The 12,014-nt window shown below is 27.7% G+C and carries 10 protein-coding genes and 1 pseudogene; 3 read left to right on the top strand and 8 right to left on the bottom strand.

Going from position 1 to position 12,014, the window contains the following annotated elements; genetic code table 11:
- Positions 1-49: 49 nt before the first annotated feature.
- Positions 50-796, bottom strand: coding sequence for an rRNA adenine N-6-methyltransferase family protein (locus CLSA_RS19710; protein ID WP_022749764.1), 747 nt, complete (start codon positions 794-796; stop codon positions 50-52).
- A 211-nt stretch (positions 797-1,007) separates the two neighbouring features.
- Between CLSA_RS19710 and CLSA_RS19715 the strand changes: the two genes are divergently transcribed.
- Complete coding sequence (locus CLSA_RS19715) at positions 1,008-1,340, top strand: HesB-like protein (protein ID WP_022749765.1); 333 nt, start codon at positions 1,008-1,010, stop codon at positions 1,338-1,340.
- A 444-nt stretch (positions 1,341-1,784) separates the two neighbouring features.
- On the opposite strand, the gene CLSA_RS19720 is transcribed toward CLSA_RS19715, so the two are convergent.
- From CLSA_RS19720 to yjbM, 4 genes are all read right to left on the bottom strand, one after another.
- The gene (locus CLSA_RS19720) at positions 1,785-3,119 is read right to left on the bottom strand and encodes a vWA domain-containing protein (RefSeq protein ID WP_022749769.1); all 1,335 of its coding nucleotides are present in this window, start codon (positions 3,117-3,119) and stop codon (positions 1,785-1,787) included.
- Between the two features lie 53 nt (positions 3,120-3,172).
- Positions 3,173-4,255 carry an AAA family ATPase gene (locus CLSA_RS19725; RefSeq protein ID WP_022749773.1) on the bottom strand — a complete coding sequence of 361 codons (1,083 nt, stop codon included), beginning with the start codon at positions 4,253-4,255 and terminating at the stop codon, positions 3,173-3,175.
- Between the two features lie 17 nt (positions 4,256-4,272).
- Positions 4,273-5,052 carry a hypothetical protein gene (locus CLSA_RS19730; RefSeq protein ID WP_022749777.1) on the bottom strand — a complete coding sequence of 260 codons (780 nt, stop codon included), beginning with the start codon at positions 5,050-5,052 and terminating at the stop codon, positions 4,273-4,275.
- A gap of 90 nt (positions 5,053-5,142) precedes the next feature.
- Positions 5,143-5,934, bottom strand: coding sequence for a GTP diphosphokinase (gene yjbM / locus CLSA_RS19735; protein ID WP_022749782.1), 792 nt, complete (start codon positions 5,932-5,934; stop codon positions 5,143-5,145).
- Positions 5,935-6,100: 166 nt separating this feature from the next.
- Here yjbM and CLSA_RS19740 point away from each other — a divergent pair, with 166 nt between their 5' ends.
- Positions 6,101-6,775 (top strand): DUF2225 domain-containing protein, encoded by a 675-nt coding sequence (locus CLSA_RS19740; protein ID WP_022749786.1) that lies wholly within the window; start codon positions 6,101-6,103, stop codon positions 6,773-6,775.
- A gap of 30 nt (positions 6,776-6,805) precedes the next feature.
- Positions 6,806-7,747 carry a methyl-accepting chemotaxis protein gene (locus tag CLSA_RS19745; protein ID WP_022749790.1) on the top strand — a complete coding sequence of 314 codons (942 nt, stop codon included), beginning with the start codon at positions 6,806-6,808 and terminating at the stop codon, positions 7,745-7,747.
- Positions 7,748-8,424: 677 nt separating this feature from the next.
- Here CLSA_RS19745 and CLSA_RS19750 read toward each other — a convergent pair.
- The 3 genes and pseudogenes from CLSA_RS19750 to CLSA_RS19760 all read right to left on the bottom strand — a co-directional run bounded on the left by CLSA_RS19750 (position 8,425) and on the right by CLSA_RS19760 (position 11,564).
- Positions 8,425-9,261, bottom strand: a pseudogene (locus CLSA_RS19750) (Rpn family recombination-promoting nuclease/putative transposase).
- 219 nt (positions 9,262-9,480) lie between these two features.
- Positions 9,481-10,572, bottom strand: coding sequence for a glycoside hydrolase family 53 protein (locus CLSA_RS19755; protein WP_022749794.1), 1,092 nt, complete (start codon positions 10,570-10,572; stop codon positions 9,481-9,483).
- 65 nt (positions 10,573-10,637) lie between these two features.
- A complete protein-coding gene (locus CLSA_RS19760) occupies positions 10,638-11,564 on the bottom strand; it encodes a 1-phosphofructokinase family hexose kinase (RefSeq protein ID WP_022749797.1) in 927 nt (308 codons plus the stop codon).
- Positions 11,565-12,014: the final 450 nt, after the last annotated feature.

Raw genomic sequence — 12,014 nt, forward strand, 5'->3', positions numbered from 1 at the left:
AATCAAAGCTCAATCATTTACTAAAACATAATCACCATAAAACGATTATTTACATATCTGCATTTAAAACTTCTTTGAATTGCATCAATATTTCTCGTACTTTGTTCTCTTCTAATGGTCTATACGTTTTTATATATCCTGACGAATCAAGTGATTCATATATTTTTTTACTCATAGAAATCCAATTTTCAGGTATATAAACCCATACTATATCTTCATATTTACAGCTTAATAAAAAGTGTTCTAATCCCCAAAAAGAATATTCCTCAATTTCATGTAATTCATTAAATATTTTATAATCTTTAACTACTTTAGATGTTAATTTATATTCATAAATGTCTACATAAAAGAAATCAAATTTTTGGTTTTCTGCTTTAAACGCATCGCCTTTTATTATTTTTATCTTTTCATTTTTAGTAAAATTTTGATTATACAGTTCAATTACATCTTCACTAATTTCATATACTGTAACTTCTTCTACCGAATTTTTTTTAGCTATCTCTTGGACTACATATCCGATTCCTAGTCCTACGATTCCAACTTTACCTTTTGCAAATTTAATAGTTTCATAAGAACTTTCTATTTCTTTAGGCGAAAGTCTCATTAGACTGACATTATCTTTTAATAACTGAATTACACTTATATCATACTGTTCTTTATTTTCATACATATATCCTTGTAAATTTTCTTCTACGACATTTTTAACTATTCTATAATTACCACTAGTTCCTTCATTTATTAATTCATTATATTTTTTCATCACTTGGAACACAAATTCTTTATTATATGGTTTCATAGATAATTCCCCTTTTTTTATATTTACTAAATTATTATAACCAAATTAATCTCTAGTATCTTTATGTCAATTTCCTTTTTTTGTAAATTATAACATACTAATATTTTTTTTACTATATTACATATCAAATTAACTTTTTATTTCAAATCATGTATGCTATACTTATTTTAATGACTTATTGTCAGAAAGATTGTATAAAGTAGGTGTTTTCATGAAAAATATTACTATAAGTGAAGAAGCTTATAATGAATTTAAAGCTTTTTTAGAAGAAAATAATATATCCGATTTCAATATTAGAATAAATTTTGCAGGTTTCGCATGCAGTGGTCCTATTTTTAACATATCAGTTTCTGAAGCTACTGACGATGATGAAATCGAAAAAATTAACGATATTTCTTTCATAGTTGAAAAAACTTTAATCGATCAATTTGGTGGATTTATAATACTTTCTACTGAAGAAAATGAAGGTAATGGTCTAAGCTTAAAACCAGTCATTACACCTGAAGGTGGATGTGGCGGTTCTTGTAGTGGCTGCCATCACTAAAATTATATGTAAATAATAAATGTAGAATGAATGTAATAAATTTTACTATTCATTCTACATTTATTTTTTCTTAAATTTTTATCCAATAGTAAAAGTAATTTTCTTCTGTTTTTCAATCTTAATTAATAATGTTTTTATTAAATTTAAACATATTAATTACTTATAATATATATCCATTAATATATCCATTATTTACATGCTCTGATGTTATTCCTCTTTATATATCTTCTAAAATTTATTAAAACATTCAAACTTAATTTATAAATTTAGTCTATTCACCAAAATACTTTAATATTATTATTAAATAATCCATAAATTCACCTATTATAAACAATATGTCCATTTTATCCTAATCCATTTTAACATATAACAGCCTCTTTGCCTATTTAAACTTTATTATTTATGAACATGAAAAAAATAACAGGTCAACAGTTGCTATATTATTTACCTAGCCCATTCATGTATAACTTCATTAACCATTTGCAATCCAACATTTCCTTCAATAATTTGTTTTCTTTCTTTATTTATTCTCTTTATTTCTCCATATGAATTATTTAAAGATAACTCTTCATTTCCTGATATTACCCATAGCGTTTTTTTATTTATTGGTTTTACCCCTAATTCCTTTTCTCCAACTCCATCAGTAAAATATATAAGTACTACATTTCTCAAGTTATTGTCAATTATATATTTGAAAACTGGTGTAAATTCTGTTGAGCCATTATTTTTACTTCGTTTTTTTATATCTCTTTCACTTCTTAGCTTATAAATATTCCTAATTTCATTATCACATTCAATTATTGTAATTTTGTTTGTAGTGTTTGAAGTTATTGATAAAATTTCAACTAATATTTTATGTAAATCATCATCTTTCATACTTGCGCTTATATCTATTGCTACAATCACTTCTGTTTCATTTTCAGGAAGCCTTCCTCTTAAATCTAATCTTTCTGGCTGCCTTCTATTCCTTCTTGTTATTGTTTTTTTATATCCTGATTTCATGGTTGGTAAGATGCTTTTAAGAACAACTTGCCATGGAATTTCTGGCTTTTCTTCATACGCCTTAATTATTTTTTGTAAACCTTCTGGAGTACTTTTATTATAAGAACTTAAAGCTGTTTTTTTAGTTAAGTTTTCAATATCCTCTTCACTTATATCTATTTCTTCCCATAATTCATGAGCTCTAGTCATATCTATTTCAGATTTTGAGTCATTGTCTTTACTTATCTTATTCTTATTAATTCTAGATTTTATTGATTTATATATTTCTTCAGCGTATTCTTCTATACTTCTATTTTCTCTAAGTATAATTTTATATTCCATATTTACACTTTCAAGCTTTTTACTATATGCTGGTAGATCCTTTATATATTGATTTATTGAAATATCTAATGCAACACTTACAGCTTCTTTATTTAAACTTTGTTTCATTTTTCTTTCTCTTTGAAAATGCGAACTCATTATATGATATATTTCGTGTTTAAACAACGCTGCCATTTCTTTTTTAGTGCAATTTAGAAATAAAACTGGATTAAAGTACATATTAAAGCCATCTCTTTGAGGAATTGTAGCTATCGGTACTTTTAAATCAAAACGTATGCCTCTTTTTATTCTAAGCATAAATTGCCCGAAAAATGCATCTTCACTTTGTAAAAGGTACAATATAACATCTTCAACTAAATCAAAAAATTGTCTTTTATGGCTATTATTAAATTGATTATGCGTATCTAACAAATATATTTCTTTTAAAACTTGTTCCTTCTTTTCATTAAAATCCATACTCTTTTCTCTCCTCAACGCATACAATTGATCTATTATTTTCTCTCATACGCCTAAAATATATTAAAAAATGCATCTAAGAACATATCATTATCTAAAAGATTTTCATATATTTTATCCTTATAATCTCTTTTTATTTCTTTCATTATTCCTAGTCTTAAATCTCTAGGATATAAATTTAAAAGTTCTGAAAATAAGTTTATATTTTTTTCTGTTGGTATCTCTTCTAAATATTTTAATGCGTTTTTTATTAAAATATATAATCTTGAGTGATTTTCTTTTTCTATCTTCTCTTTCAATTCAAAACTCAAAATCTCATTAGTGAATATATCCTGTACTTTAATTAAAGGCTTTTTTAAGTTGATTAAAAAGTTTGCAAAATCATTTGCAATATTAGCTCCTACATTACCTCTTACAACATTTAAAAATGAATTCATAGGATACTTTTGTTTATTGTTTAAATACACGTTATAAGCTTTCGATACTCTCTCCCAGCTTCTCGGTGTAGCCTTTATTGTCTCATCTGTATTTGGGGTATGTAAATATTCAGGAAATGTTGATAAAAATTCTATAATATGTTCATTAATATTTCCATTATCACTCATAGCCCATTTAATCCATTCTTTTATGTCAGAATCGAGCTCAACCCATACAAATCTATCTTCCTGAGCTGGATCCATATCTACAACTTCATATTGACTATTGTAGAATCCGTCATTTTTATTAGATGGATTCATAGCTGCTATTACTTTAACTCTCTCGTCTAGTACATATCCATTAATCTCTCTATTTAAAATAAGATTCATTAATTCTTGTGCTACTGCGTGATCACATCTATTTAACTCATCTATAAATAAAATTACATTTGCATTTTCATCATTCTTTAAAGCTCTATCTATTTCGGTTAACTTATGATGAGTTGCATATATAGTAACTCTATTTTCAACTACTGGTAATCCTCCAATTTCTCCCTCTTTTAAAAGATTAGCATCTATTGTGACTAAATAATATCCATTATTTTTAGCTATATATTTAACTAAAGAAGTCTTACCAACTCCGCTTTCACCTATTATTAATGGAACATCATTTGATTCAATTATCAAATCTACAGTACTTAAACATTCTGAATAATTCATATTTCTCACCTCTATTTCTACATTGATAATTTATAATCAACTAGTATTTTCTTAGCATTTTTACTTCCGTATTCTCTAATAAAATTAATTTTGTCCATCTCCAAAATCTCTAATTCTAAAAAATCTTCTATATATTTTTTTTCAATGGTTTCATCTTTAACTTTCTCCATAAGTACTTCAACCACTGTTTCCACATCAACACTTTCATAAATATACTTAACTACATTTATATTTTCACTAATGAATAACTTCAATTCATCCAAATCATAATTAGATATATAATTTATGGCTTCTCCATTTGATTTTATCGATTTAATCTTAGCTTTTAATGTTGGATTTTTTATAAATCTAATAGCAGCATAGTAATTTTCTATTGCCTTAAGTTGCACAATTTCAGATGGATTTGTTATATATTTTATAGCATCATAATCTTTACTTACAGCTAAAATTTGAAGCTTTTCGCTTGGATTTTTCACAAATTGTATTGCCCATCCTTTAGTTTGAACAGCTTCTTCTATTATTGTTTCACTAGGATTATTTATTAGCTCTAATGAATTCCACAAAGTTCTAACACATAAAATACCAATTTCCTCATTGACATTTTCAATATATTGTATAGATAAAGGAGTATTTTTAATAGCCTCCTTTTGAACTTCCTTACTTGGATTCTTAATATATTTAATGTTATTTCCATTGTTTTTAACTATAAATAACTTCAATTCTTCATCAGCTTCGCTTAATTCTTTAATATATTCTGGATTACTTTTTAATTTTAATAGTATATTTTCCTTTTCCATATAATTCTCCTTTCTTGTAATTTATAATAAGGCTATGCTTGATTTCACCACCAAACATAGCCTTAAGTATATTTTAAAATGTACCTTAAATTATTCCTTATACTTTTCAATTTCTCTTTTAACAGAAAAAAGTAAACTGTTCAATTCCCAGACTTCCCCTTCTTCTATTAACTTATTTAACGTTTTTTGATATCTAGCAACTTCCGCTTCTTTTCCCAGCGAAATCAAAGTTAATAATGAATTCATTATATTTGAAATTAAATGAGACTTAACTTCAAATAACTTTTGTGCATCCTTAATTTCATCTTTAATCTCCAACATCTCTTCGTCTAATCTAAAAGCGGCATCTGCTGAACGTTTAAGCTTTTCTTTAATCTGCTCTGGAATATGTCTTTTATATTTATAATTAAGAGAATGTTCAATTGTTGCCCAGAAGTTCATTGCTAATGTTCTTATTTGAAATTCAGCTAAAATCTCAACTGGTCCCTCTGCCATATTTACAGGATACTTAATTATCATATGGTAGCTTCTATAGCCACTTTCCTTAACATTTCTTACATAATCTTTTTCATAAAGAATTTGCATATCTTTACGTCCTCTTAAAAGCTCTACAACAATATCTATATCATCAACAAATTGACACATTATTCTTATTCCGGCGATATCCTCTAATTCGTATTTTACTCTATCTATAGGAATTTCAAACTTGTTAGCTTTTTCCAACATACTTGATACTTCTTTAACTCTACCTGTTACAAATTCTATAGGTGAATATTCATTTTTTCTTCTATATTCTTTTCTAATCGACCTTAATTTAACTTTCAGCTCGTCTACAGCCTGCTCATAAGGCATTAAAAAATTTTTCCAATCATTTATTGCCATCAATACCACCCTTTAAATCACATCATTCTTTTCTATTATATCAAAAACTTTGAATTATGTGTAATTATTAATTAATAAACCTATTAATTTTTTTTATACAATAACAATGTAACCATTCCATATGATATAATATTCCTAAATAAAACTTTTTCTGAGGTGACTAAAAATGCATGACATAAATATACTAGACCATTTGTTTGATAAACATATAACTTGCCCTGTATGTAATTCAACTTTTACAACTAAAACTGTAAAAGCTAAGTCACCAAGAATTATGTCTAAAGATTCTGACTTTTTTATACGATATAAAGAAATAAATCCTTATTTTTATGATGTGTGCATTTGTAATTCCTGTGGCTATGCTGCAATGAGATCAGATTTCGAAAAAATTAGGTCATATAGAAAAGAGTTAGTTTTTAGCAATATAACTCCAAAGTGGCAGGCAAGGCAATATCCTGATATACTTGATGAACAATTAGCAATTGAACGTTATAAATTAGCTTTACTAAACGCTATGCTTACAGATTGTCCAGATAGCACTAAAGCTATGATCTCATTAAGAATAGCTTGGATGTATAGACTTTTAAATGATAATTCACAGGAATTATCATTTATGAAGCAATCTTTAGATGGATTTATTGATGCTTATACTAAAGAACTTCTTCCTATATATGGATTAAAAAGAGATTCTTTAACTTACTTACTTGGTGAATTAAACAGAAAATTGGGCAAAGATGAAGAAGCCTTATTATGGTATTCAAAAACTATTGTTAATACGAATGCTTCTTTTAGAATCAAAGAAATGGCTCGTGTCGGCAAAAGTTTGATTAAAAATGAATAAATTCAATTTAAATTATGGGGGAACATATATATGAGTATTTTCAAAAAAAGTAACAAAGAAATAATTGCACCAACAGTTTCAGTTTCTACAAACGCCGATCAACATTCTATTAATAAAAAAGACATCAGTAAGGAAGTTAATATTTTAAAAAATCAGACTTCTAATTTAGATAGTTCTATTAAAAATATTAGTTCTTCTATTTCATCTTTAACTAAATCTACTCAATCACAATGTAGTGAAATACATACTGCTAAGAATATATTATCAGACTTCAGAAATAACATGGAAAATTTAGCAATAAATATTACAAATGTTCACATTAAAGTATTAGATACTGATAAATTAGCTGATACTGGTTTAGATTCAATTACTCATTTAGATACATCTTTAAATGACCTTGAAAGTGCCTTTACAGTTTCAACTTCAACAGTAAATTCATTAGTTTCAAAATTAGAATCAGTAAACAGCATAACTGACTCTATAAGCCAAATAGCAAGTCAAACAAATCTTTTATCCTTAAATGCTGCTATAGAAGCTGCTAGAGCTGGTGAAGCTGGTAAGGGTTTCTCTGTTGTTGCAGGAGAAGTAAGAAAACTTGCTGAAAATTCAAAACTTGCTGTACAGAGCATAACTAGTATCTTAGAGGAAATTAAGCAAGATATTCTAAAAGCATCTAATGCAATGAATTCTGGAAATTCAGCTTTAACTATTCAACATAATTCATTAGAAGATGCAAAAAATACTTTTTCTGATATAAAAACATCAATTGAAGATGCTACTGATGAAATCACTACTTGTATAGTAAACTTAACTACTGCTTCTGAAGCTAAAGATAATGTTATCTCATCTGTAGATAATATTGCTAACCTTTATTCGGAACATGAATCTGTAGTTAAAGAAGTAGCTACAAGCATAGATACTCAAGCATCTGAAATTAAGCAACTTAATAAATCAATATCTAATTTGTCATAGACCTGTCTGGATAAACAATTTAGAATTATGTAATAACTTACCGAAAGTACTGATGCTCTTTTGCTCGATTGCTATAAAATAAGGATGTGGATTTCTAAAAGTAGAAGTTATTCCATTCCTGCATGTTCCTCATCAAGCTGAGGACAAGCAGGAATGGAATAACTTCTACTTAAGAAATACATACATCCTTATTTTAAATGCAATACTACGCAAAAGAGCATCAGTACTTTCTAGTATGCAATATATTTAAATTTAGAATTTAGAGTTAGGCACGTGAAAATAAATAACGAGTCCAATTTGCCATGGATATTTTTTGAATTGCCCTCATCGCGGGCCTATTAGATCAATTTACCGACGCAGCATGATGGAAAATAAGCTGGCAAATAGACTTATTATTTTTTCGAATGTGCCTTATGTGGTAATTTACCGAAAGAAGCTGTATTCTTTTTCTCGGTTGCTATATAAATGCAACACTCCGAAAAAGAATACAGCTTCTTTCTATTATATAATATATTTCAAAGTTTAAATCTAGTTCATGGTTTACTTATAGGATTCTTCAATGACAACCAAACTCTGTTGACAACATTCATAGGATTATATTTTGCCCTTAAACTATTTAGTAAATTCTTTACCAATATCGATAAGTTAGAAAACTTATAACCACCATATCCATATCATTATTTTTCTCTTAACTTTACTATTTCGCCTATAGTTAATCCTGTTTTGACTGCTATAGTTTCATTATCTAAAACATCTAATAAATTTTTAGCTATCTCAAAAGCTTTTTTCTTTTCTCCTTCTTCTCTTCCTTCTTCTTTGGCTTTATTGAGTGCACTTACCTTATCCTTTAATATTTTAGCTCTCATTTCGTAAATCTCTCTTTGCTGAGTATCATTACTCATTCTTATAAGTTGATCTTTAGCTCTCCTTATCTCCTCTACTGTCATTTCAAGACTTCGTACTTTTTCACTTTCTGGATCTTTTAGAAATTCTGTCCAGGCTACCAACAAATCTTTTTCATCACTATTTTCTTCTAATTTAGGGATTTCAATAAAATGCATTTCTATAATATCTGTCAATTCCTCATTAGTTTCTATCTCTTTCAGTCTATATGCAGTATGAAATCGTTGAGTTTTTAAATACTTGAAATTTAAAATGTTTATACAAACCTTTCGCCCAAGCTTTGAGTAATCCTTCCCTTCTCCTAGCTGCTCTTCATACATTTTACTTAAATAATACATGCTTCTTTTTATCATATTATGTTCATTTTTAAGCTGTATTTCTATATTAATTATTTCATTATTACTTGTCGTTGCTTTTACATCTAATCTAGAATATTTATCTTCTATAAATTGCTTCGCTATATCAGTTCCTTTTATTTTAACACTTGTTATTTTATTATTAGGTTTCAATGTAGCATTTAGAAATGATATTAATATTTCAGGATTTTTCTCAGATCAAAATATATTTTTAAATACAAAATCTACTTTTGGATCCAGCAAACCTTTATTCATAACTATCTCACCTCTTCTAGATATTTTGGCACACGAAAAAAATATAAAGCTCAAAATATCATGATCATTTTTTTGAATGTGCCTTATTACCTTAATTATATAACAAACCTCTTCACTATTAAATATAAAATCAATCTAAAAAAACACAAGAAAAATAATAGACCAAATATGAAAAACATATCGATCTATTATTTTCTTGATTAAAACTATGATAATATTTTATTTAAATGCATCTATGGCACTTGTAAATTTTAATGTATTTTCCGAAACTTTATTACATGCTCCTAATGGGTATGAATCTGGAAGAACGCTTGAATTAGCTTCTGGCTCCCAATAAAATACACCTATACCTTTTCCATTCGGAACAGATTGTACCTTATTTATTGCTGCCTTAATTATATTATATGTTTGAGTAGGATTATTTTGAGGTCCACCTACTTCGCAAATCATAACTTCCTTATTATAGCGTGATGCCATATCATTTAAATTGTAAGCTAACGAATTTATATTTTTAGTGTAATCAACACCATCCCAATATGGATAATAAGACATTCCTATTACATCATATTTTGCACCAGCAGATTTAAGTCCATCAAAAACACCTCTGTATAAGCTATTATTAGCACCACTAGCTAAATGAATAATAACTTTTGAAGACGAACTTACTGACTTAACTGCATCATATCCACTATTAATTAATTGAGCCCATTTATTATAGTTATAATTACTTCCATCAGGCCATAGCATTCCTGTATTAGTTTCATTACCAACCTGTACCCAGTCAGGATATATACCTGCATTTGCTAAAGCAGACATAACATAATGTGTATGACTATATACATCGTTTTTTAATTGATCAAAAGAATCGTTTGCCCATTGTGCAGGCTTATCTTGATAAGCTGGATCTGCAAAATGATCACTGTAGTGAAAATCAATCATTACTTTCATTCCTAGCTTTTTTGCACGTTGTGCCATATAAACAGCAGCATTTGTATCAGAATATCCTAAAAAACATGTTGTTCCATCCTTTTTAGTCCATTGATAATTAGATGGTGGATTTACAAATACTCTTAATCTTACAGCATTTATTCCATGATCTTTTAGAATTTGAAGTGCATCCTGCTGAACACCTTTATCATTTTGCCATTTTATACCCTTATCTTCTAATTGATTTAGCCAGCCAATATCAGCACCCTTTGCAAAAGTTGTAGCAGCTTGCACAGTAGTTGGAGCAGCAGTAAAACCAAGCCCTAAAGTAATAGTCGTACACATAAATCCTAATAGAATTGCTTTAATACTTCTTTTAAACATAAATTTTCCCCCTCAATAATGAATTTAATAATTATTTTTTAATTTATATATAAATACTTAATGCTTTAAATTCCTTCAACTACTATATCATTAAAAAATTGGTTTACTATCTCTTCTTTTACACATCCAGTCTCCTTTTCAACAGCATTTGCTGTACCACAAGCTGATGCATATTTTAATGTATCAATTACATCATATCCTCTCTTAATTGATACAGCTATTCCTGCAACATATGAATCTCCTGACCCTACTGGATTAACAGCCTTAACTTTAGGAACTGTCACCTTATAGAACTTACCTTCACATCCTGCTATAGACCCTTGTTCTCCTAAAGATATTGCTACAAATTTAATTCCTCGCTTTTGAAATTCCTTTATTTCATTAACAGCATCACCTATACTAGTAATTTTTCTTCCTGTTAATGCTTCAATTTCATCTCTATTAGGTTTAATAAAATATGGCTTACCTTTAATTCCTTCTTTTAATAGCTCTCCACTAGTATCTAATAAAAACTTTTTTCCTTTAGCATTAGCTAATTCTATTAGATTTCTATAAAAATCTTTTGGCACATTTCGTGGAACACTTCCTGAAGCTACTATTACATCCGAATCCTTAATAAATTCTTTATATTTATCTATAAAAATTTGCTGTTCTTTTTCACTAACTTCTGGACCTGGTTCAAGTATTTCTGTCTGTACAAGATCATCTGTAATAAAGGCTAAACATTCTCTTGTTTCTCCTTTTATTTTTACAAAATCTTGTTTTATTCCATAACATTTAAGTTTTTCTTCTATAAATTCGCCACTCTTACCACCTAGTAAACCAGTAACTATACACTCTTCCTTTAATATAGTAGCCACATTAGCCACATGCAAACCTTTTCCTCCAGGTGTGTTTTCAACACTCTTTGCTCTCATTACTGTTCCTTTTTCTATGTTTTCCATTTCATATCTCTTGTCTATAGATGCATTAAGATTTATAACTAATATCATAACTCTCTTCCTCCTCCTTTAAGTAGCTGTACTACTTTTAACTAATGATGAATGATTGAAGTTAAATATTACAGAAACAGTTCTTCTAACTAAATATAAAATTTTACTTTTCACTTTTAGATCATCACTCCGCAAAAAATAATAAACCAAACATAAGAAGTACAATTATGCTTTGAATATATATCCAAAAGTAGAAATAGAGGTTATGCATTTATTTCGATTAGCCATTGCATAACTCTAAGTCTTGATTTGGATATCTATATATTTTTTTGATTATAACTAATATTTGCGTTGTAATTGTAATTTCTATTTTTATGTCGTACAATAAATCTGTATATTTTTTATTTTACTTTATTTTTATATTATCTTAGGTTTAGTATATCTATTCCTAAGATTTTTTTAGCATACCGGCTTTTTAGCTCTATTTATGCTATATCTTTATAATATAAA

Source organism: Clostridium saccharobutylicum DSM 13864, assembly GCF_000473995.1.
Taxonomy (GTDB): Bacteria; Bacillota; Clostridia; order Clostridiales; family Clostridiaceae; genus Clostridium; species Clostridium saccharobutylicum.